The sequence below is a fragment of the Pseudomonas sp. NFPP12 genome (assembly GCF_900103205.1).
In the GTDB taxonomy this organism is placed as follows: Bacteria; Pseudomonadota; Gammaproteobacteria; order Pseudomonadales; family Pseudomonadaceae; genus Aquipseudomonas; species Aquipseudomonas protegens.
On sequence record NZ_FMWW01000002.1, the window covers coordinates 25,711 to 47,662 of the forward strand.

Here is a 21,952-nt window from a genome sequence, read left to right on the forward strand (position 1 = left end):
GGTTCAGGACCAGTCATGGCGCGGTGGCTTGATGTCGTTGAGCAGCCAGTTGCCCACCACGTGGTATTTCCAGCGCACCGGGTCGTGCAGGGTATGCACCCGGGCGTTGCGCCAGTGGCGGTCGAAGTTGTGGCGCTTGAGGGTGGAACGGGTGCCCCCCAGTTCGAACAGTTTGTTGCTGGCCTCGATGGCGATTTCGGTGGTCAGCACCTTGGCCTTGGCCACCGCCAGGGAGGCCCGGGCCACATTGTCTTCATCGGGTGCCGGGCGGGCCGCGTCCAGGGCCAGGCCGGCCCGTTCCAGCAGGGCCTCGGCGGCTTCCAGGCGAATGTCCAGGGCCCCCACCTGGATGATGGTCAGCGGGTCTTCACTGGCCTTCTCCACCCCTGCATCGATCCACGGCCGGGCATGCTCACGCACGAAGGCGATGGTGTCGCGCAGCGCCGCCCGGGCAATCCCGGCGTCGATGGCGGCCGTGGTCAGCTGGGCGAAGGGCCCGGCCAGGGTCGGGCTTTCGTAGGAACGGTAGGTGGGAAACAGGTTGAAGGCCGGCACCTTGAGGTCCTGGGCCAGTACGGTGCCACTGGACGTGGTGCGCTGGCCGATGCTGTCCCAGTCGTCGATCACCGCCAGCCCCTCGCTGCCCCGGGGCACGAAGGCCAGCTGGCCCCTGCCCTGCTCGTCCAGGGCCAGCACTGCCAGCCAATGGGCATACAGCGAACCGGTGCAGTAGCCCTTGCGGCCATTGATCACATAACCGTCACCCGAGCGGCGGATAGTGGCCTGGATGTCCTGGACGTTCTTGCCGCCGGTTTCCGACAACGCATTGGCAAAGCGATGGCCTTGCAGGGCCAGGGCGAAAAAGTGCGCCTGTTGCTCCGGCGTGCCCTGCAGGCGGATGTCTTCCAGCAGGCAGTAGTGGTTCTGCGGGATCTGCCCCAGGGACGGGTCGGCAGCGGAAATGATCGCGATGACCTCGGCCAGCACCGCATAGGACACCTGGGCGCCGCCGAATTCGCGAGGCACACTGATGCCCCACAAGCCACTGTTGGAGTACAGGTCGACCACCTGCGCCGGTACTTCCCGGGTACGGTCGCGCTCGGCGTCCTGCTCCAGCAGGATCGCGGCCACTTGCCGGGCCACGGCCAGGGCTTCGGCGCCATCGCGGATCACATGGGCAGCGGGAGTGTGCAGGGGATAAACGGCAGATTCAGGCAATGCAGGCATACGGCGCTCTCGGGCGAATGAAGGTGACTGCCGCTCATTGCAGCTTCTGTGCCTAAAGCCTGCCCCAATGAATTCAAGGACTTGGGTGGGTATTTCGCCCCTGCATCAGGCCCTCTACCGGGCAGATTGCTGGAACGCTGTTGATGGGCCAACAGTAGGCCAGTGTTGCCTGGACGACACCTCGTCGGCCCGTGCCAGGCAGGCAAGGGCCCGGGTATAGAGTGAAGCCTGCTCCACGCGGCGTCAGCGTCGCCCCCAACAACAAGATCAAGGAGAAACCCTGATGAGCGTCAATCCCATTCCCGAAGGTTTCAGCGGCGTCACCCCCTACCTGGGCATCCAGCGCGCCGCCGAGGCCATCGAGTTCTACAAGAAGGCCTTCGACGCGGTGCAGATCATGCGCCTGGACATGCCCGACGGCAGGGTCGGCCATGCCGAACTGCGCATCGGCGGTTCGGCCATCATGCTCGGCAGCCCTTGCGAACAAACCCCGATGGGCAGCCCGGAAGCCCACAAGACATCGGTCGGGCTGCACCTGTATGTGGAAGATGTCGACAACCGCTTTGCCCAGGCGATCGCCGCGGGCGGCACCGAAGTGTCGGCGGTCAAGGACCAGTTCTACGGCGATCGCAGCGGCAGCCTGCGCGACCCTTTCGGGCATGTGTGGTTCCTCGCCAGCCGCAAGGAGGAACTGAGCGCCGAGGAAATCGGCCGAAGGGCCCGGGAAATGTTCCAGCAACAGGCCGGCTGAGCCTGCCCCTGTAGGAGCCGGCTTGCCGGCGAAGGCGTCTCGCGGACCCGTTCGCGGGCGAGCCCGCTCCTACGGGGCCATGGGCATTGGCCAAACCAGTCAAGCAGCGGCTTTCACGAGGGTTTCGCAGCTTCGTAACATTTACTTTCATATCGCCTTTCGGGATTTACGATTCTCATTCGTCTTAATTAGATGCAGCAGGCCGCGTTGGCCCAGGCTATGCCCGGCGCTTTTTGTCCCGGGCCCGGTCCCGGGTTCCAGTGCCGCTCCATTCCTCGAATCAAGACGCCCATTCAATGTCGAAGAAGTCCCGTTCAAAAATCTGGTTTCTGGTGCACAGCTGGCTGGCCCTGCCCATCTGGTTCTTTGTGCTGATTGTCTGCGTCACCGGCACCCTGGCGGTGGTCAGCCAGGAGATCGTGTGGCTGGCCAACCCCGACGTGCGCGCCAGCAAGCCCAGCGATGACGCACAACCGCTGAATTACGACCAGATCGTCCAGGCCATCAAGCGCGCCGAACCCCAGACCCGGGTGGACACCATCGTCACCCCGGATGAAAGCCACTTCGCCCTGAGTGTCAGTGTCAGCTACCCGGACGGCCGCTCGCCGACGCTCTACGTCAACCCCTACACCGGGGTGATCCAGGGCACCAGCCCGCAGTTCGATTTCCAGGGCTTCACCCGCGCCCTGCACGGCTGGTGGCTGGTGCCCTTCACCAACGGCTACAGCTGGGGCTGGTACCTGGTGTCCTTGCTGGGCCTGCCCATGCTGGTGTCGCTGATCACCGGGCTGGTGGTCTACAAGAAGTTCTGGAAAGGCTTTCTCAAGCCGACCCTGCGCCTGCGCCATGGCGCACGGATCTTCTGGGGTGATTTCCATCGCCTGAGCGGTATCTGGTCAATCTGGTTCATCGCGGTGATCTCCATCACCGGCACCTGGTTCATGATCGAAGCGATTCTTTCGGACAACCACATCAGTATCTCCAGCGAACCCGTGGTCCCGGTGATCGCCCGTGAACAAGTGCCGACCACGGGCGATGGCAGCCCGGCGCCGATGATCGGCCTGGACCAGGCCATCGGCATTGCCACACAGAAAATCCCCGGCTTCGACATCAGCTTCGTCAGCCTGCCGAGCAACGCCTACAGCCACCTGTATGTCGGCGGCCGCGGCTGGTATCCGCTGATGTACCAGACCGCCAACATCAACCCCTATACCGGCTCCCTGGACACCTCGCACCTGCTGGCAGACCGCAACACCCTGGAGTTCGTCACCGAATCCATGCGCCCGTTGCACACCGGTGATTTCGGCGGCCTCTGGATCAAGCTGATCTGGTTCTTCTTCGGCCTGGTGCTGAGCATGATGGTCCTCAGCGGCCTGCTGATCTGGACCAAGCGCACCGCCCTGGCCACCGCCAACGCCCTCAAGCGCGAAGAAAAGGCCGCCCGGGCGCGCCCCGCCAGCAAACCCGCCCAGGCACCCGCCCCGGCCATGAGCGCCGAAACCTCGGAGAGCACCCTGTGAGCCAGACCAGCACCGCCGCCGCGCCTTCGAACCTGAGCCGGCTCTGGCACAAGTGGCGCTTTCACCTGAACATCCTGCTATTGCTGATTCCCCTGGGCTTCATGCCCAAATACTTCGCCGACGTTGCCCTGTTTCGCGGCGAAAGCGGCCTGGGTGAACGGGAGATCGGCGAGATCCAAGTCGGCCCCTGGAGCCTGCGCCTGGCGGAAATGCGCAACGAAGCGCCACGCAGCGATGGCCCCGCCGGTTACCTGAAAAGCTTCAACGCCGCCCTGTGCCAGGCCTGCATCGAGCCGGTCAAGGCCACCTACCTGCGCATCGGCAAGCCCCGCAGCCTGCGGGCCGCCGGGGTGATCTTCTTCGGCAGCCCGTACCGCATGGGCGCCAGCCTGCCCATCCCGGAAAAGACCAAGGCCGATTCCGAGCTGTGGATCACCATGGAAGGCTGGGACGGCAGCATGCACCAGGCATCCATTCCCCTGAGCCAGGCGTCACCCGCCACCGTGGCCTGGCTCGAAAAACAAGGAGGCAAACGATGAGTTGCGCAGTATCCCCTCGACGCCTTGGCGCCCTGGCCCTGTTGTTGCTAGGCGGCGCCTTCAGCCACAGCGCCCTGGCCCACAACCCGATGTGCGAGTGCAAGGCCATAGACGCCGAGCAGATCCGCTGCACCGGTGGTTTTTCCGATGGCAGCGGCGCCCCGGGGGTGACCCTGGACGTGATCGGCTACGACGAAACCATCCTGGTGCCGGGCAAGCTGGGGGCCGACTCGACCCTGACCTTCAAGAAACCTTCCAGCGAGTTCTACGTACTCTTCGATGCGGGCCCCGGCCACGTGGTCGAGATCGACCAAGCGGATATCGAGGCCCCATGACTCCTGCCACCACCCAGGTCGTGCGCCCCGCCGGCGCCGGCCATGAAACCCTCTATGTGCTGTTGCTGTGTGCACTGATTCTGAGTGTGGCTGCCACCGTGGTGCTGTGGCGCGGCGAAGAAACCGCGACCGGCAGTGTCGCCAGCCACCAGTTGGACGCGCGCCGCGACCTCAGCGCCGGCGAGCAAGGCATCTATGCCGACCTACGGGTGACCCTCGACGAAATCCACCTGCTGCGCGCCGAAAGCCAGGACCTGCCGACCCCCGAGGAACTGGCCGGCGAAGGCTTCGCACCCTTCGCCCAGGACGCCAGCTCGGTGAGCCGCGGTGGCCATATCTGGACAGTGCAGAACCAGGCCTACCTGGGTCTGAGCCAGAACCCGCAAGTGGCCGGCTCCTTTCTGATGCGCATCGACGCCGAAGATGACACCCAGGTGGATATCTGGCTCAACCGCGCCCCTTCCGCCGCCCTGCCCGCTGACCTGGGCGACGAACCACTGGCCGCCGCCGGCTGGCAACAGGTGGTGGCGCAATTCGATGCCGGAGTGACCCGCCAGCATCGCCACTGATCATTCGCATTCACCCGAGAGAAGACCGCTTGCCCATGCCTATTTCATCTCAACGCCGCCCCTTTCTGCAGGTGCTGCTGGTCAGCCTGCTGGCCCTGGTGCTCAGCCCCCTGGCCAGCGCCGACCCGGCCAAGCGCCTGCGCATCGGTATCACCCTGCACCCCTACTACAGCTACGTGGCCAATATTGTCGGCGACAAGGCCGAGGTGGTGCCGCTGATTCCCGCCGGCTTCAACCCCCACGCCTACGAACCCCGGGCCGAGGACATCAAGCGCATCGGCACCCTGGACGTGATAGTGCTCAACGGCGTGGGCCACGATGACTTCGCCGACCGCATGATCGCCGCCAGCGAGCGCCCGGACATCCCGGTGATCGAAGCCAACGAAAACGTGCCGCTGCTGGCCGCCACCGGGGTGGCCGCGCGAGGCGCCGGCAAAGTGGTCAACCCGCACACCTTCCTCTCCATCAGCGCCTCCATCGCCCAGGTCAACAACATCGCCCGGGAGCTGGGCAAGATGGACCCGGCCAACGCCAAGACCTACACCCATAACGCCCGCGCCTACGGCAAGCGCCTGCGGCAGATGCGCGCCGACGCCCTGGCCAAGCTGACCCAGGCGCCCAATGCCGACCTGCGGGTGGCCACGGTGCATGCTGCCTACGACTACCTGCTGCGCGAGTTCGGCCTGCAAGTCACCGCGGTGGTGGAGCCGGCCCACGGCATCGAACCCAGCCCCAGCCAGTTGAAGAAGACCATCGACCAACTGCGCGAGCTGGACGTCAAGGTGATCTTCTCGGAGATGGACTTCCCCTCCACCTACGTCGACACCATCCAGCGTGAATCCGGGGTCAAGCTCTACCCGCTGTCGCACATTTCCTACGGCGACTACAGCGCCGACAAGTACGAGAAGGAAATGAAGGGCAACCTCGACACCGTGGTCCGGGCCATCCAGGAGGCCGGGGCATGACCGCCATCGAGACCCTGCTGCGGGGCCCGGCCATCGAGTTCGACCAGGTCAGCCTGACCCTGGGCCGCACCACCATCCTCGATCGCGTCGCCTTCCAGGTGCAGCCCGGCAGCGTGCACGCCCTGGTGGGCCCCAACGGCGGCGGCAAGAGTTCGCTGATCAAGACCCTGCTGGGGCAGATGCCGCACCAGGGCCAGTTGCGCCTGCAGTGGCCGGATGCCCCCGGCACCATCGGCTACGTGCCCCAGGCCCTGGAGTTCGACCGCGGCCTGCCCATGACCGTGGACGACTTCATGGCCGCCATGTGCCAGCGCCGCCCGGCCTTTCTCGGCCTCAGCCGGCACTACGCCCAGGCCATTGGCGAGGCCCTGGAACGAGTCGGCATGCAGGACAAGCGCAAGCGGCGCATGGGCGCCCTGTCCGGCGGTGAACGCCAGCGGGTACTGCTGGCCCAGGGCCTGATCCCGGCACCGCAACTGCTGGTACTGGATGAGCCGATGTCGGCCCTGGACGAGGCCGGCATCCAGGTCTTCGAACGACTGCTCCACGACTGGCGCCAGAGCGGCATCACCCTGTTGTGGATCGAGCACGACCTGGAGGCCGTGGGCCGCCTGGCGGACCGGGTCACCGGCCTCAACCGTCGGGTGCTGTTCGACGGCCCGGCGCAGCAGACCCTGACCCCGGAGCGCCTGCTCAGCCTGTTCTCCACCCATCCACGAGCCGCCGGGAGCGCCGCCTGATGACCTATGAAGCTTTTCGCCTGATGGTCCAGGGCTGGGCTTCGGCCGGCTACCTGCCCGAAGCCCTGGCCTACGGGTTCGTGGTCAACGCCCTGCTGGCCGGGCTGCTGATCGGCCCGGTGCTGGGCGGCCTGGGTACCCTGGTGGTGGTCAAACGCTTCGCCTTCTTCTCCGAAGCCGTGGGCCACGCGGCGCTGACCGGGGTGGCCATCGGCATCCTCCTGGGCGAACCCTACACCGGCCCCTACGGCAGCCTGTTCGGCTACTGCCTGCTGTTCGGCATCCTGCTCAACTACCTGCGCAACCGCACCGGCCTGGCCCCGGACACCCTGATCGGCGTGTTCCTCTCGGTGTCCCTGGCCCTGGGCGCCAGCCTGCTGCTGATCCTCGCCGGCAAGATCAACGTGCACATCCTGGAAAACGTGCTGTTCGGCTCGGTGCTCACGGTCAACGGCAGCGACCTCTTGGTGCTGCTGATCGTCGGCGCCCTGGTGCTGGGCCTGAGCCTGCCGTTGTACAACCGCATCATGCTGGCCAGCTTCAACCCGCAGCTGGCGGCGGTACGCGGCGTAGCGGTGAAGGCCCTGGACTACCTGTTCGTGATCCTGGTGACCCTGATCACCGTGGCCGCGGTCAAAGTCATCGGCGCCATCCTGGTAGGCGCCCTGCTGGTGATTCCGGCCGCCGCGGCACGCCTGCTGAGCCAGTCGCTCAAGGGCTTCTTCTGGATCTCGGTGAGCATCGCCACCGTCAGCACCCTGTGCGGCATCCTGCTGCCGATCGTCTTCGACCTGCCGGTGCCCTCCGGCGCCGCGATCATCCTGGTGGCCGGTGTCGCCTTCGCCCTGGCCGCCATCGCTCGCGGCACTGTCCCCAGCCTGAAAGGGAATATCGGATAAATGCACAGTTCATTGCCTCACCTGTCACTGCGTCGCCTGACCCTGGCCCTGGCCCTCGGCGGCCTGATCGTTACTCCGGCCCTGGCCGAGCGCGACCACTTCGAACCGATGCGCGTGGTCGCCAGCCACGGCATGGGCAACACCGCGCTGCACAGCGCCACCTCAAGCAAATCACCGACGGTGCTGGCTTCCCTGCCGGTGACTTTCGGCCTGGGGCAGATCCTGCTGCAGGGTACCGACATCAAGCTGGAACGGGCCGCCCCGGCCAACCTGCCGGGCTCGCGGCAGACTGCCTATTTCACCGGGCGTGGCGCTCCGGCCCTGGCCAAGCTGGCACTCAATGCCGACGCAGTGATCGGCCTGCGCTCGATCTGGCCGGACGACCCGCTGTACCCCAACGCCCGGCGCAGCAACATCCGCATCGTCGAGATCGACGCTGCACGCCCGGTGGACGGCGCCCTGCCCGGGGTGGCCCTGCAACCGGGCAAGAGCGACGGGCTCAACGCCCAGCCCTGGCTGTCCAGCAACAACCTGGGGCGCATGGCCGACGTGCTGGCGGCGGACTTCGCGCGGCTGGCGCCCGAAGCCAAACCGCAGATCGAAAGCAACCTGGCAGGCCTCAAACAGCGCCTGCTGAAACTCAGCGCCGACAGCGAAGCGCGCCTGGCCGAGGCCGACAACCTCAGCGTGCTGAGCCTCTCCGAGCACTTCGGGTACCTGGTCAGTGGCCTGAACCTGGAACTGCTGGAAGTGGACGCCCGGGCCGACAACGAATGGACCCCCGAGGCCCTGAAAAAGCTGCAAGCCCGGCTCAAGGACAACGATGTGGCCCTGGTCCTGCACCACCGCCAGCCGTCCGATGCACTGAAAGCCGCCATCAGCGCCGGCGGCAGCCAGCTACTGGTGCTGGAAACCGACAGCGCCGACCCGCTCGCCGAACTGGAAGGCAACCTACAGAAAGTCACCCAGGCCCTGAGCCTGTAGCCGCTGCCGCAGGCTGCGAACGGCTGTGCAGGAGACGCTGCTCTTGAGATCGCTGAAGGTCCTGCGGACCTTGGCGCAGCTTCGCCATGGCTCGGCAGCGGCTACAGTCGGGGTCAGGGGGCCGGGGCCGCTTACATATTCCCTCAAGATCGCGCGCATTTTCCGGTGCTAGTCTGCGCTTCGCCAAAAGCCCAGAGAAGAAGCCCGCGCCATGAGCGACTACGTAAAACTCAACAAGACCAACTGGGACGAACGCGCGCCCCTGCATGCCGCCTCGGCGGACTACGCGGTGCAGCGTTTTGTCGACGAAACCGGCTATCTGTCCGACGTGGTGCAGTTCGACCGGCCCTTGCTGGGGGATATCCGAGGCCTGCGCGGGGTGCATCTGCAATGCCATATCGGCACCGACACCCTGTCCCTGGCCCGCCTCGGTGCGCAGATGAGCGGCGTGGATTTTTCCCCGGCGTCCCTGGCTGAAGCCCGGACCCTGGCCCGACGCTGCAATACGCCTATCGACTACCACGAGTCCGACGTGTTCCTGGCCGCCGAGGTACTGCCCCAAGGCAACTTCGATCTGGTCTACACCGGCATCGGCGCCCTGTGCTGGCTGCCGAGCATCGAGCGCTGGGCGCAGACCGTCGGCGCCCTGCTCAAGCCCGGTGGCCGGCTGTTCATCCGCGAAGGCCACCCGATGCTCTGGGCCATCAACGAAGATCACCACGACTCATTGCGGGTGGAACTGCCCTACTTCGAAACCCGCGAGCCTCTGGTCTGGGACGACGAAAACACCTACGTGGAAACCGACAGCCCCCTCAAGGCCACCATGACCCACGAATGGAACCACGGCCTGGGAGAGATCATCAGCGCCTTGCTGGCCCAGGGCCTGGACATCACGGGACTGGTGGAGCACCAGAGCATCCCCTGGGAAGCCCTGCCCGGGCAGATGGTGGTGGATGAACGCGGCGAATGGCGACTCAAGGAAGCGCCATGGCGCCTGCCACTGAGCTACACCTTGCAGGCCGTCAAGCGCGGGGGCTGATCGCCCGGCATGAAAAACCGCCAAGCTCAAGAAGGCAGCGCCTCTGTAGCCGCTGCCGCAGGCTGCGCACAGCTCCGTAGGAGGCGCTGCTCGTGAGATCGCTGAAGGTCCTGCGGCCCTTTTCGCAGCCTCGCCACGGCTCAGCAGCGGCTACAGAACAATCTTGATCCGGGATCTTTGTAGCCGCTGCCGCAGGCTGCGAACGGCTCCGCAGGAGGCGCTGCTCGTGAGATCGCTGAAGGTCCTGCGGCCCTTTGCGCAGCCTCGCAGGCTCGGCAGCGGCTACAGGTCAGCCGGCTACGGCCTGCTGGTCCATCTTCTGGCGCAGGCTCAGGGGACGCATGTCGGTCCAGACTTCTTCGATGTAGGCCAGGCAGTCCTTCTTGAAACCGCTCTTGCCCACAGTGCGCCAGCCCTGGGGCACGGCCTTGTAGTCGGGCCAGATCGAGTATTGCTCTTCATGGTTGACCACCACCTGGAACAGGATGTCCTCACGGTCGAATACTGAAGTCATTGCTTGTCTCCATCACTGATAAGGTTCGCCGCGCTCAGCGCACGGCGGTTGTGTAGAAGGAACGAAACGGCGGGGCAAAAAATTAGAGGCTGGCCACTGCCGCCGCTACGGCTTTACTGAAGATCTGGGCCACCTGGTCGATCTGCGCTGCGGTGATTACCAGCGGCGGCAGGAAACGCACCACGGCGCCGTGGCGCCCGCCCAGCTCCAGGATCAGCCCGCGCTTGAGGCATTCGCGCTGCACCAGCGGTGCCAGGCGCGCATGCTGGGGTGGATGGCCCTGGGCATCCGGCACGCCGGCCGGGTCCACCAGTTCCACCCCGAGCATCAGGCCACGACCACGGATATCCCCCAGTTGCGGGAAGTCGCGCTGCAGGATCAGCAGGTGCTCGCGCAAGCGCTCGCCCATGGCCGCCGCGTGCTCGGGCACCCGGTGTTCCTTGAGGTAGCGCATCACCGCGGAACCGGTGGCCATGGCCATCTGATTGCCGCGGAAGGTGCCGGCGTGGGCACCCGGCTGCCAGGTGTCGAGCCAGTCGCGATAGACCATCACCGCCAGCGGCAGGCTGCCGCCGATGGCCTTGGACATCACCACCACATCGGGAATGATCCCCGCGTGCTCAAAGGCGAACATCTTGCCGGTGCGACCGAAGCCGCTCTGGATTTCATCGACGATCAATGCCACCCCGGCCTTCTCGGTGATGCGGCGCACGCCTTGCAGCCATTCCAGGTCGGCCGGGATCACCCCGCCCTCGCCCTGCACCGCCTCGACAATCACTGCCGCTGGCAGGGCCACCCCGGCTTCCGGATCGGTGAGCAGGTTTTCCAGGTAATGCAGGTTGACCTTGACCCCTTCGGCGCCCCCCAGCCCGAACGGGCAGCGGTAGTCATAGGGGAACGGCAGGAACTGCACGCCGTTGTTCAGCAGCCCGGCCAGGGCGCGCTTGGGCCCCAGGCTGCCCATCAGGCTCAGCGCACCCTGGCTCATGCCGTGGTAACCGCCCTGGAACGACAGCACGGTGCTGCGCCCGGTAGCGGTGCGCGTAAGCTTCAGCGCGGCTTCCACGGCATCGGTGCCGGTGGGGCCGCAGAACTGGATCCTGGCCTCGCCAGCCAGGGCCTCGGGCAACAGGCCGAACAGGTCCTGGACGAACTGATCCTTGACCGGGGTGGTCAGGTCCAGGGTCAACAGCGGCAATTCATCGGCCAGCACCTGCTGGATCGCGGCGATCACCACCGGGTGGTTGTGGCCCAGGGCCAAAGTCCCGGCACCGGCCAGGCAATCGATGAAACGCCGACCCTCGACGTCTTCGACGTGAATGCCGCTGGCCCGCTTAAGGGCCAGGGGAATGCGCCGTGGATAGCTGCGGGCATTGGATTCCTGGCGGCTCTGGCGGGCCAGCAGGGGCGACTCGTCGAACTGGTAAAGCGTCTCTTGCGGGGCGGCGCCAAGGCCCACCGGCGAATCTTCCATCAGGCTGGTAACGGCTGACATGTCTCGAACCCTCACGCTGCAATTTGAGCAAAACGGCCACCGGCCGGATGCGCAGCCCAAGCGCGGGCGCGCACTGACAGGTTTTCCTGTTCTAAAAACGCTTCAGCGCGGTGGGGATTTACACCCCGGGGCGAGGAAATTGCACATGCCGCCCCGTAGGAGCCAGCTTGCTGGCGAAGGCGGTCTCAAGGGCCCCTTCGCTGGCAAGCCGGCTCCTACAGGGGAAGGTGATGGGTCAGGCGCGGTGGGCAGGCAGGGTCAGCTCGACTCGCAGGCCATCGGGGCGGCTGTCGAAATTCAGCTCGCAACCACAACGCTGGACGATGGCCTGGACAATCGCCAGGCCCAGGCCACAGCCACTGCTCTGGCTGTCGCGCCAGAAGCGCTGGGTCAGGTGCTGCAAGTCTTGCGCGGGAATGCCCGAACCATGGTCGCGGACCTGGAAACGCACCCGGGCGCCGACTGTCTCCAGATTCAGCTCCACCGGGCATTCTTCAGGGGTGTGGCGCAGTGCGTTGTCCAGCAAGTTGCGCAAGGCAGCGATGGCCAGGGTCGAGGGCATTTCCACCGCAGCCTCGCCGGCCTTGCCTTGCATATGCAGCTTGACCCGGGCCCGAGCGCCCACGGCGGCGTCCTGGATCGCCAGGCGCGCCACCTGTTCGGCAGTACAGTGCACGCCGTCGTCGAACGACAGGCTGCCCTCGACCCGGGCCAGCAACAGCAACTGCTCCAGGGTGCGGTGCATGCGGTCGGCGCCCTCCTCGGCCCGGGCCAGGGACTGATCCCGGGCCGCACCTTCGGTCATGCGCGCCACTTGCAGGTGGGTCTTGATCGCGGTCAGCGGGCTGCGCAATTCGTGGGCGGCGTCACCGGTCAGGCGGCGTTCGCGCTCGATGGTCTTGGCAATGCGCTGGAACAGCTGGTTCTGGGTTTCCAGCAGCGGCCGCAGCTCGCTGGGCATGGGCTGGATCTGCAACGGTTCCAGGGAGTCGGCGCTGCGGCGCATCAGCGCGTCGCGAATCCGGTTCAGCGGGGCCAGGCTCTGGCCGATGCCCAGCCACAGCAGCCACAGGCAGCCGAGCAGGGCCACGCCCACCGGCACCGAAGCCGCCAGCAGCACCGACATGTTCAGGGCTTCGCGCTCGACCTGGCGATCCGCGGTGGTGATGCGCATGTCGCCGCGCACCAGGGTGAAGGTGCGCCAGGGCGCGCCGTCGATCATCTGGTCGTGAAAGCCCAGCTTCTCGGCTTCCAGCGGGTGCTCCGGAGTGCTGTGGCTGCGGGCCAGGATCTGCCCGCGCAGGGAACTGACCTGGCAGGCCATGCCGCCGGGGATGGTCAGGGCCGCGCTGTTGATCTGGTTGCTCGGGCCATGGGACGGCAGCGCCGGCATCTGCTCCAGCAGCCCGGCGACCATGCGCGCCGAGGCGACCAGGCGCTGGTCCAGGGAAAACATCATCTGGTTGCGCAGGTCACTGAGCATCCAGGCCGCGGCCAGGGCCCAGATCAGGATGAAGGCAGCGCCCAGGGTCATGCTCAGGCGCAGGCGCAGGCTTCTCACTTAGCGGTTCTCCTCACCGTCGGCCGGGCCCAGGCGATAGCCGAGGCCGCGCACGGTTTCGACGATGCCGTTGCCGAGTTTGCGCCGCAGGTGGTGGATATGCACATTCAGCGCGTTGCTCTCCAGCTCATCGTTGAAACCGTAGACGCTGTCCTTGAGTTGCTCGCTGGACAGCACCCTGCCACGGTTGTGCAGCAGCGCCTGGAGCAGGGATTGCTCGCGCCGCGAGAGGTCCACCGGTTGGCCGCCGAGCAGGGTTTCCCGGGTGCTCGGGTCATAGGTCAAGCGCCCGTGCTCGATCAGGTTGACGCTGCGCCCCGCCACCCGGCGCAACAGGGTGTGCAGGCGCGCCGCCAGTTCCCGCAGGTCGAAGGGCTTGAGCAGGTAATCGTCGGCACCGGCCTGCAAGCCATCGACCCGGTCGGTCACCGAGTCGCGGGCGGTGAGGATCAGCACCGGAATCTCCAGGCCCTGCTGGCGCTGCTGCTTGAGCAGCTTCAAACCGTCTTCATCCGGCAGGCCAAGATCCAGTACCATCACGTCGAAATCGGCCACGCCGAGCATGGCCCGCGCTGCCGAAGCGGTGGCCACATGCTCGACCGTCAGGCCCTGGGCCGTGAGGCCGGCGACTATCCCGCTGGCAATCAGCTCATCATCTTCACAGACAAGTACGTGCATGGTCGGTCCTGTACAAAGGCGTTGATTAAGCGGGCTGCGGATTAAGCGGACATTATGCCCGCCGTTTCCTGGCCACAAGCCAAGTATGGTTAATCATCGGTTAATCAGGACCGGCCATTGTGCTCGCAACTTGCACCGGTTTAAGGCTTGGCCATGCGTCGATTGTTTCTCCTGTTGTTCATGCTCTTCACCACACTGGCGCACGCCGGCAACAACCCGTTCGAGGTCAAGCCCGACTTCCTGCCGGTGGGCAAGGCCTTCGTCTTCACCTCCGAGCGCCTGCCTTCAGGGGAAACCCAGCTGTTCTGGCAGATCGCCGACGGCTACTACCTGTATCAGAAGCGCCTGAAATTCGACGGCGTGGCGCCAGAGCTGCAACCCACCCTGCCGGCCGGTGAAGACCACAGCGACGAATTCTTCGGCCAGCAGACGGTGTATCGCCAGGGCCTGGAAGTGAAGCTGCCGGCCGCCGCCAGCGGCAAGGTCAAGCTGGGCTGGCAAGGCTGCGCCGACGCCGGCCTGTGCTACCCGCCGCAAACCCTGGAAGTGGACCTGGGCGGTGCGCCGGCAGTGGCCGCCAGCAACGTCGCGCCCACCAGCAATGGCTCGGCCCAGGACCAGTTGCTGGCCAATGACCTGCAACACAAATCCTGGGGCCTGGGCCTGCTGGCCTTCTTCGGTTTCGGCCTGCTGCTGGCCTTCGCCCCCTGTTCGCTGCCGATGCTGCCGATTCTGGCCGGCATGGTGGTGGGCAGCGGCGCCAGCCCGCGCCGGGGCCTGGCCCTGGCCTCAAGCTATGTGCTGTGCATGGCCCTGGTGTATGCCGGCATGGGGGTAATCGCCGCCCTTTTGGGCAGCAACCTGCAAGCCTGGCTGCAACAACCCTGGGTCCTGGGCAGCTTCGCCGCGCTGTTCGTGCTGCTGTCGCTGCCGATGTTCGGCTTCTTCGAGCTGCAGATGCCGGCCCTGCTGCGCGACCGCCTGGAAGGCGCCAGCCGCCAGCGCCAGGGCGGCAGCCTGATTGGCTGCGGCATTCTCGGCGCGCTGTCGGCCCTGTTGGTGGGCCCGTGCATGACCGCGCCACTGGCCGGCGGCCTGCTGTACATCGCCCAGACCGGCAACGCGCTGTTTGGCGGCCTGGCCCTGTTCGCCCTGGGCCTTGGCATCGGCCTGCCGCTGTTGCTGCTGGTGACCCTGGGCAACCGCTTCCTGCCCAAGCCCGGCCCGTGGATGAACCTGCTCAAGGGTGTATTCGGCATCCTGTTCCTGGGCACCGCCATCTACATGCTGCGCCCGGTACTGAACCCCGGCCTGTGGATGGGGCTGTGGGGCGCCCTGGCCCTGGTGGTGGCCTACTGCGCCTGGCAGCAACGGGCGATTGCCGGCCGCTTGCTGCACCTGTTCGGTGCCGGCGCGCTGCTGTTCGCGGCCTGGGGCGGCATGCTGCTGGTGGGTGCCGCCGGTGGCGGCGACGACCTGTGGCGGCCGCTTAAGGTCTACAGCGGTGGCCCTGTGGCCAATAGCGTCACGGCCCATGATGCCTTCACCACGGTGAAGTCCCCCGCCGAGCTGCAAGGCGCCCTGGACAGCGCCCGGGCCCAGGGCCAGTGGGTGCTGCTGGACTACTACGCCGACTGGTGCGTGTCCTGCAAGATCATGGAGAAAACCGTGTTCGGCCAGCCTCAGGTGCTGGAGGCCCTGAAGGATGTGCGCCTGCTGCGCCTGGACGTGACCCTGGACAACGCCGACGGCCGCGAACTCCTGAGCCGCTACAAGGTGCCGGGGCCACCGAGCATGCTGTGGATCGGCCCGGACGGCAGTGAACGCCGCAGCCAGCGCATCACCGGCGAAGTGGATGCCAACGCCTTCCTGCAACGCTGGACCCAGACCCGGGAAGCCCGTTGATGCTGACCTTTACCATCGGCACCTTTGCCATCGCCCTCAACCACCTGCTGCTGATCAGTGCCCTGGCCCTGGCCACCCTGGTGGGCTGGCGCGTGGCCAAGCGCGGCGGTGACAACCCCGAGTCCGTGCTGTTCAGCCTGTTCCTTTTGGGCATGCTCGCCGCCCGGGTCAGTTTCGTGCTCGCTTACTGGAAGCACTACCAGCACGACCTGTGGATGATCATCGACCTGCGCGACGGCGGCTTCCTGGCCTGGCCGGGGGTGATCGTCATGCTCCTGGCGGCCCTGGCCTGGGGCTGGAAACGCCCGGCGCTGCGCCGCCCATTGGGTGCCGGGGTGGCCAGCGGCCTGGCCTTCTGGCTGCTGGCCACCCTGGCCCTGACCCTCTACGACCAGGGCACGCGCCTGCCGGAAGTGGCCCTGCGCAATGCCGCCGGCGAAACCGTGCAACTCACCGACTACCAGGGTGGCCCGCTGGTGATCAACCTCTGGGCCACCTGGTGCCCCCCGTGCCGGCGGGAGATGCCGGTGCTGGAGAGAGCCCAGCAGCAACGCCCGGACCTGACCTTCCTGTTCGTCAACCAGGCCGAAAGCATGCAAAGCGTCAGCACCTTCCTGGCCACCCAGGACCTGAACCTGGACAACGTGCTGTTCGACGGCAGTGGCCGCCTGGGCAAGGCCGTGGGCTCCATGGCCCTGCCGACTACGCTGTTCTATAGCGCCGATGGCCGCCTGCTGGGCAGCCACCTGGGGGAACTCTCGGAAGCCAGCCTGGCCCGGGCCCTGGAAAACTTCGACGACGCCCACCCGACCTCGGTCGCCCCTTCAAGGAAACTGCCATGCCCTTCATCCGCCACTTGCTGAGCCTGTCTTTGGGCGCGGCGTTGCTCAACGCTCCGCTGCTACAGGCCGAGGAACTGCCTGCGCCCATTCGCAAGATCGAAGAAAAAGGCGCCAAGATCATCGGCAGCTTCGACGCCCCGGACGGCCTCAAGGGCTACGCCGCGCAGTACCAGAACCGCGGCATGACCCTGTACCTCACCCCTGACGGCAAGCACGTGCTGCTGGGCAACCTCTACGATGCCGACGGCAAGGACCTGAGCGCCGAACCGTTGCAGAAACTGGTCTACGCGCCCATGGCCAAGGAAGTCTGGGGCAACCTGGAAAAGAGCAACTGGATCGCCGACGGCAAGGCCGATGCACCACGCATCGTCTACCTGTTCAGCGACCCCAACTGCCCCTACTGCAACATGTTCTGGGAACAGGCGCGGCCCTGGGTCAAGGCCGGCAAAGTGCAGTTGCGGCATATCATGGTGGGCATCATCCGCGAAGACAGCCCGGGCAAATCCGCCGCCCTGCTGGCCGCCAAGGACCCGCAGCAGGCCCTGCAGGATCACGAAAAGGCCGGCAAGGGCAGCGCCCTGAAACCCCTGGCCAGCATTCCCGCAGCGGTGCAGGCCAAACTCGACGCCAACATGAAACTGATGGAAGAGCTGGAGCTGTCGGCGACCCCGGCGATCTTCTACCTCGACGACAAGGGCGAGTTGCAACAGCAGCAAGGCGCCCCGGCCCCGGGCAAGCTGACGCAGATCCTCGGCCCCAAATAACCCCGCCCCTTCCCCATAGGAGCCGGCTTGCCGGCGACGGCGTCCGTCAGGCTAGCGCCCGGCTTGCGGGCCTCTTCGCTGGCAAGCCAGCTCCTACAACGCGTATCCCACCCGTAGGAGCCGGCTTGCCGGCGAAAGCGCCCGTCAGGCGGGCACCTGGCTTGCGGGCCTCTTCGTTGGCAAGCCAGCTCCTACAACGGAAGAATCAGGCTTCAGCCGTCGCGCTGTAAAAACGCCAACAAGGCCCGGGTCACGAATTCCGGGTTTTCCCGGCTGGAAATATGCCCCGCGTCAGGAACCCACTGGTAAGGGCAGCCAATGCGTTCGGCCATCTCGAGGGTTTCCGCAGGTGGCCGCGGCTGGTCCTGGTCGCCACACAGCAACAAGGTGTTCGGCCCATCCAGGTGCTGCAGCTGATCCAGCACATCCGCCCGGCTGAAAGTGATGCGCCCCATGGGAATTACGCTCTGGCGCAGGCGCTCGGCCGGCAGTGCCGCGAGGCTGGCACGAAAATCCTGGAACAGCGCCGACTGCCGATCGATCCCCGGACGGAAGAAGATCGGCACCACGATGTCCAGCAGCGGCTCGGCGATCAGGCCGCTGTCCTCGATCTGCTGGAACAGGGAAAAGTAATACTGCCGGGTCGGTGCAGGCTCGGCGCCCAGGTAAGTGTCCATCAGCACCAGGCCGTCGATACGCTGCGGCGCCGCCAGGGCCAGGCGCGCGCCCCACATGCCCCCCACCGACAAGCCCACCAGGGTTACGCGCTCGATCTGCAAATGGTCGAGCAAGGCCAGCATCTGCCGCGCCACATCATCCAGCGACGCCGTGCCCTCAGGCAGCGCCCCGGACTGGCCATGGCCCCACAGGTCCACCGCGATCACCCGATACTGCGCCGACAGCGCATCGATCTGCGGCGCCCACATGCCGGTGTCCCACAAATAACTGCCGGCCAGGAACACCACCGGCCCCTGGCCCTGGTCGAGGTAGTGCAACGGTTGTCCATCGATGGTGGCGAACGGCATGGGCTAGCTCCTGCAAGGAAATGACGAAAAAGGTCCGACAGACTGTGCCGTGAAAAAAGCCCAGTCAATCGAACCCGTCCGACAAAACGTATCAGGAGATGCCCGGATTCAACGCCCGCGCTGACCGTCGAGCAAGGCTTCGACCACGGCCCTGGCCATTTCCACGGAATGCACCATGGACCAGATCAGCCCGCGCTCCAGGCCGCTGCCCTGCTGGGTGATTTCATCGCAGACCTCTTCGGCGCATTTGAGCAGCAGCGCCACATGCACCAGGGCCTCTTCGGCGCTAACGCCTTCGCGCACGCTGAACAGCGAGTCGGGGAAACGGGTTTGGCTTGGGTCGTGAGCTGGAACAGCGCGGGGTCCAGCGGTTGCCGGGCCAGGGCCACGCGCAGGGTGGCGTTGGCGGCCTTGAGGGCGGGATCGCGATAGGACGTGGGTGGATCGGGGACGAGCTTTTTCATGGTCAAACTCCTGGTAATGACAAGGAGCCGACACCGTTCGCTTGCACACGAATAAGGTGGCAGCCGTACGCGGGTGTGCAAGACCGAGTTACCAGAACCCCGGCAGATCCGAAGATCTCCCGCGCACGGCCGCCATAACACGGCGAACATGAAATCGCTCAGGCATGACTGAGCGCTTATGCGTCTGGTAACAGTCGGACTTGCACATCCGAGCCATCGATTGGGCGATGGCTCCAGCACCCTAGCCCGCCCACCAGGCGCATTCAAGCGGCCCGCAGTTTCTCGGAAATGCCTTACAAAAGAAAGCGACTAAACACCATTCCAGCGACCTTCCAGCTCGTTTCCGAAACCACCTTGCCCCAATCGGCATAGGCCTGTGGACCTATGGCCCTGCGGACCTGTAGCCGCTGCTGAGCCTTGGCGAAGCTGCGAAAAGGTCCGCAGGACCTTGCTTGGCGATCTCCCGTCAAAGACCTGAGGCGGCCTTGAGATCGCCGCGTCTGCTGCGCAGCCGTACGCAGCCTGCGGCAGCGGCTACAGGGTTGCCAGGGGTTGCTGTAGCCGCTGTCGAGCCTTGGCGAGGCTGCGAAAAGGTCCGCAGGACCTTGCTTGGCGATCTCCCGTCAAAGACCGCTGGCGGCCTTGAAATCGCCGCGTCTGCTGCGCAGCCGTACGCAGCCTGCGGCAGCGGCTACAAAAAACCGATTGGCATCAGCCGCAAGCATGACTCAACGGTATTCTTCCGGCGCTTCGCGTTCGAGGATTTCCTCCAGGTCGCTCAGGTCACCGCGCTCCTTGAGAATGCCGCTGACCTGGTCGATCCACGCCTGCTCCGAGGCAATCCCCGCCCAGGACTGGCTGCCGAAGCCGTGATACGGCCGGTCGTCGAAGGTGCTGATCAGCAACTGGTTGAAGCGCCCGGTGTCCAGTTTTTTGCGCTGGATTTGCACTTGCAGCGCCCCCAGCACCTTCTGCTGCTCTTGCGGGTTGGGGCGATAGCGGTAGAGCCGCGGCGAGCTGAGCACCAGAAACTCCGGCGGCAGGTTTTCATCGATGGCCGCCTGCAGGCGGTAATGGCCATCGAGAATCAGATAGCAGCTCAGACCGGTGACGTACCACAGCAGGATCGGCGGCAAGCTGCCTTCGCGGGCCTTTTTGCGCCACCACTTCAAGCGCCCGGAATGCGGGTCCACGGCATGCAGGCCGACTACTGCGCCACCGTACTCTCCCAACCCGACCCAGCGCGCCGTACCGGCCTGTTGGTTGTCGAGGATGTTGCGACCATAGATCGCCCACTGCGGCATATGGCTCAGGGCATCTTCACCGCCCTTGAAGTACCAGGCTTCGGTGCCCTCCAGCAGCGGCCGCATCGGTTTCTGCGATGCCGGGCGCAGGGCCCGCACCAGCCAGTAGCCGGGGTAAAAGAAGTCCGGCTGGTGCTGCATCAATTGCTCGACGAAGAAGCGACTCCAGGCCTTGAGGCGCAACGCCGGGTCGAGGCGCGCCTGTTGTTCCACCTGAGGCGAGTCGATGGGGCCCACCAGGGTTTGCGGCAGTTGCTCCGGCAGGTGATTGCGCACCAGCCATACGCCATACAGGCAGCGGGACATGGTGCCCCAGAGCAGGGTCTGGTCGCCGAGCACCAACTGCATACGGCTGTTGTTGCCACTGAGCAGGCACAGGTTGGGCTTGCCGCTGGCCGGGCGTTTGACGTCCACGCCGAGGCCGTTCCAGTGGCCGGCCAAATCCTCGATATCACGCCAGAAAATCTGTTCCACGATTGTCCCTAATCCTTGATCAATGACCGGCCCTGTGGCGGGCAGGCGCGACTATAGCAGAGGGCTGGAGGGCGCATTCGCCTGTAGGAGCTGGCTTGCCAGCGAAGGCGGCCAGCGCCTTACCCATGGCGGCCAATGACCGCGTCTACTTCGTCTGCCAACCCTTGCCCGCCCAGGCACTGACGCACCTCGTCGCACCACTGCGACTCCGGCTCATTGCCGGCCCAGGCCGGGGTAGCGCTGCGGTACTGCGGCCGGTCATCGAACGCCTGGATCAGCACCCGGTTGAGGTTCTCGGTGCTCAGGGCCGGGTTGCGCGGCACCGCGTCGCCGCGCTTGCGCAGTGAATCCATGACTCGTTGCTGATGCTCCAGGCTCGGTGCGAAGCCGCGCTCGCGGGTGGCGCTGAGGACGACGAATGATGGCGCGAGGTTTTCCGCGATGGCCGCCTGCAAACGGTAATGGCCATCGATCACCACGTAGGACGCCAACCCGCCGACGTACCACAACAGGATCGGCGGCAGGTTGCCTTCGCGGGCCTTCTTGCGCCACCACTTCAGGCGCCCGGCCTCGGGGTCGACACGGTGCAGGCCGATGAGCTTGCCGCCGCCATGCCACCAGTCGATCCACTCCAGGGTCTGGGGTTGCAGGTTGTCGAGAAAATCCTCGCCGTACAGGTGCCAGTTGGGCACATGGGTCAAAGGGTCGATCACCGAGGTGAAGCGCCAGTGGTCCAGGCCGCTCGCGGTGCTGGAGGGCTCCGGCAGCAGGCCCTGGGCCAGCCAGAAACCGGGGGTGAGGAAGTGCCGGGCGCTTTCACTGAGACGGCTGACGAAATAGCGGCTCCAGGCCTTGATCCGCAGCTCGGGCGCCAGGGCGGCGTGCTGCTCCACGGTGGGTGAGTCAATGGGTGCCAGCAGCCGGCATTCGGCGCCGTCCGCCAGCGGGTTGCGCACCAACCAGACGCCGCCGTGGTCCCGGGCCAGGGTGGCCCAGAACAAAGGCGTGTCGTGGTGCATCAGCTTGATCCGGGCATTGGCGCCGGTGCGCAGGTACAACGGCGGTCTGTCCGTGGAGCCCGGTTCGACCTCGACACCGAGGCCACTCCAATTGCCCAGGGAATCTTCGATGTCGCGCCAGTAAAGCTGTTCTGCCATGGTTCCGGTCCTTGAATGAAAACGCCCGGCGCAGGTGCTTGGACCTGGGCCGGGCGCGATCATAGCAGAGGACCTGCGGGCCTCTTCGCCCGTAGAAGCCGGCTTGCCAGCGAAGGCGTCGGCCAGGACGATGCAAGGCTTGCGGGCTTCTTCGCCGGCAAGCCGGCTCCTACGCCAGATGTCGGTCCTCCTGCTGCGCGA

21 protein-coding genes and 1 pseudogene are annotated in these 21,952 nt (G+C 65.8%); 13 read left to right on the forward strand and 9 right to left on the reverse strand.

The features are described 5' to 3' along the window. Positions 1 to 3: 3 nt before the first annotated feature. Positions 4 to 1,227 carry an SfnB family sulfur acquisition oxidoreductase gene (locus tag BLS75_RS07680; protein ID WP_015636476.1) on the reverse strand — a complete coding sequence of 408 codons (1,224 nt, stop codon included), beginning with the start codon at positions 1,225 to 1,227 and terminating at the stop codon, positions 4 to 6. Between the two features lie 283 nt (positions 1,228 to 1,510). Here BLS75_RS07680 and BLS75_RS07685 point away from each other — a divergent pair, with 283 nt between their 5' ends. From BLS75_RS07685 to BLS75_RS07730, 10 genes are all read left to right on the forward strand, one after another. Continuing rightward, positions 1,511 to 1,978, forward strand: a complete 468-nt coding sequence (locus tag BLS75_RS07685; protein ID WP_072450584.1) for a VOC family protein — start codon at positions 1,511 to 1,513, stop codon at positions 1,976 to 1,978. A 296-nt stretch (positions 1,979 to 2,274) separates the two neighbouring features. After that, positions 2,275 to 3,498, forward strand: coding sequence for a PepSY-associated TM helix domain-containing protein (locus BLS75_RS07690; RefSeq protein WP_053159635.1), 1,224 nt, complete (start codon positions 2,275 to 2,277; stop codon positions 3,496 to 3,498). After that, on the forward strand, positions 3,495 to 4,037 hold the full coding sequence (locus tag BLS75_RS07695) for a hypothetical protein (RefSeq protein ID WP_011062445.1): 543 nt from the start codon (positions 3,495 to 3,497) through the stop codon (positions 4,035 to 4,037). The genes BLS75_RS07690 and BLS75_RS07695 overlap by 4 nt, the downstream gene beginning before the upstream one ends. Then, entirely contained in the window at positions 4,034 to 4,372 is a 339-nt protein-coding gene (locus tag BLS75_RS07700) for a hypothetical protein (RefSeq protein ID WP_015636478.1), read from the forward strand. The genes BLS75_RS07695 and BLS75_RS07700 overlap by 4 nt, the downstream gene beginning before the upstream one ends. Next, positions 4,369 to 4,941, forward strand: a complete 573-nt coding sequence (locus BLS75_RS07705; RefSeq protein WP_015636479.1) for a DUF6162 family protein — start codon at positions 4,369 to 4,371, stop codon at positions 4,939 to 4,941. The genes BLS75_RS07700 and BLS75_RS07705 overlap by 4 nt, the downstream gene beginning before the upstream one ends. Before the next feature lie 35 nt (positions 4,942 to 4,976). Beyond that, positions 4,977 to 5,906 carry a metal ABC transporter substrate-binding protein gene (locus BLS75_RS07710; protein ID WP_072450585.1) on the forward strand — a complete coding sequence of 310 codons (930 nt, stop codon included), beginning with the start codon at positions 4,977 to 4,979 and terminating at the stop codon, positions 5,904 to 5,906. Further along, on the forward strand, positions 5,903 to 6,646 hold the full coding sequence (locus BLS75_RS07715; protein WP_015636481.1) for a metal ABC transporter ATP-binding protein: 744 nt from the start codon (positions 5,903 to 5,905) through the stop codon (positions 6,644 to 6,646). The genes BLS75_RS07710 and BLS75_RS07715 overlap by 4 nt, the downstream gene beginning before the upstream one ends. Beyond that, positions 6,646 to 7,545 carry a metal ABC transporter permease gene (locus BLS75_RS07720; RefSeq protein ID WP_047288112.1) on the forward strand — a complete coding sequence of 300 codons (900 nt, stop codon included), beginning with the start codon at positions 6,646 to 6,648 and terminating at the stop codon, positions 7,543 to 7,545. Before BLS75_RS07715 ends, BLS75_RS07720 begins: the two co-directional genes overlap by 1 nt. After that, a complete protein-coding gene (locus BLS75_RS07725) occupies positions 7,546 to 8,529 on the forward strand; it encodes a metal ABC transporter solute-binding protein, Zn/Mn family (protein ID WP_072450586.1) in 984 nt (327 codons plus the stop codon). 211 nt (positions 8,530 to 8,740) lie between these two features. After that, a complete protein-coding gene (locus BLS75_RS07730; protein ID WP_072450587.1) occupies positions 8,741 to 9,568 on the forward strand; it encodes a class I SAM-dependent methyltransferase in 828 nt (275 codons plus the stop codon). A 289-nt stretch (positions 9,569 to 9,857) separates the two neighbouring features. Here BLS75_RS07730 and BLS75_RS07735 read toward each other — a convergent pair whose 3' ends face one another. The 4 genes from BLS75_RS07735 to BLS75_RS07750 all read right to left on the reverse strand — a co-directional run bounded on the left by BLS75_RS07735 (position 9,858) and on the right by BLS75_RS07750 (position 13,816). Next, on the reverse strand, positions 9,858 to 10,082 hold the full coding sequence (locus tag BLS75_RS07735) for an MbtH family protein (RefSeq protein ID WP_011062453.1): 225 nt from the start codon (positions 10,080 to 10,082) through the stop codon (positions 9,858 to 9,860). Positions 10,083 to 10,164: 82 nt separating this feature from the next. Continuing rightward, on the reverse strand, positions 10,165 to 11,577 hold the full coding sequence (locus tag BLS75_RS07740; protein ID WP_011062454.1) for an aspartate aminotransferase family protein: 1,413 nt from the start codon (positions 11,575 to 11,577) through the stop codon (positions 10,165 to 10,167). 235 nt (positions 11,578 to 11,812) lie between these two features. Continuing rightward, the gene (locus BLS75_RS07745; protein WP_072450588.1) at positions 11,813 to 13,138 is read right to left on the reverse strand and encodes an ATP-binding protein; all 1,326 of its coding nucleotides are present in this window, start codon (positions 13,136 to 13,138) and stop codon (positions 11,813 to 11,815) included. Further along, the gene (locus BLS75_RS07750; RefSeq protein ID WP_011062456.1) at positions 13,139 to 13,816 is read right to left on the reverse strand and encodes a response regulator; all 678 of its coding nucleotides are present in this window, start codon (positions 13,814 to 13,816) and stop codon (positions 13,139 to 13,141) included. A gap of 153 nt (positions 13,817 to 13,969) precedes the next feature. On the opposite strand from BLS75_RS07750, the gene dsbD reads away from it, so the two are divergent. Genes dsbD through dsbG form a run of 3 tightly spaced genes read left to right on the forward strand, consistent with a single transcriptional unit; the run spans position 13,970 to position 17,327 of the window. Continuing rightward, the gene (gene dsbD, locus BLS75_RS07755) at positions 13,970 to 15,721 is read left to right on the forward strand and encodes a protein-disulfide reductase DsbD (RefSeq protein ID WP_072450589.1); all 1,752 of its coding nucleotides are present in this window, start codon (positions 13,970 to 13,972) and stop codon (positions 15,719 to 15,721) included. Next, a complete protein-coding gene (locus BLS75_RS07760) occupies positions 15,721 to 16,584 on the forward strand; it encodes a TlpA disulfide reductase family protein (protein ID WP_072450590.1) in 864 nt (287 codons plus the stop codon). The genes dsbD and BLS75_RS07760 overlap by 1 nt, the downstream gene beginning before the upstream one ends. Then, positions 16,560 to 17,327 carry a thiol:disulfide interchange protein DsbG gene (gene dsbG / locus BLS75_RS07765; protein ID WP_011062459.1) on the forward strand — a complete coding sequence of 256 codons (768 nt, stop codon included), beginning with the start codon at positions 16,560 to 16,562 and terminating at the stop codon, positions 17,325 to 17,327. Before BLS75_RS07760 ends, dsbG begins: the two co-directional genes overlap by 25 nt. A 212-nt stretch (positions 17,328 to 17,539) precedes the next feature. On the opposite strand, the gene BLS75_RS07770 is transcribed toward dsbG, so the two are convergent. The 4 genes and pseudogenes from BLS75_RS07770 to BLS75_RS07785 all read right to left on the reverse strand — a co-directional run bounded on the left by BLS75_RS07770 (position 17,540) and on the right by BLS75_RS07785 (position 21,751). Further along, positions 17,540 to 18,352, reverse strand: coding sequence for an alpha/beta fold hydrolase (locus BLS75_RS07770; protein ID WP_072450591.1), 813 nt, complete (start codon positions 18,350 to 18,352; stop codon positions 17,540 to 17,542). A gap of 108 nt (positions 18,353 to 18,460) precedes the next feature. After that, positions 18,461 to 18,816 (reverse strand): annotated as a pseudogene (locus BLS75_RS07775) (hypothetical protein). A 728-nt stretch (positions 18,817 to 19,544) separates the two neighbouring features. Then, entirely contained in the window at positions 19,545 to 20,594 is a 1,050-nt protein-coding gene (locus BLS75_RS07780) for a hypothetical protein (protein ID WP_083533693.1), read from the reverse strand. Between the two features lie 119 nt (positions 20,595 to 20,713). Further along, positions 20,714 to 21,751, reverse strand: a complete 1,038-nt coding sequence (locus BLS75_RS07785; protein ID WP_072450593.1) for a hypothetical protein — start codon at positions 21,749 to 21,751, stop codon at positions 20,714 to 20,716. Positions 21,752 to 21,952: the final 201 nt, after the last annotated feature.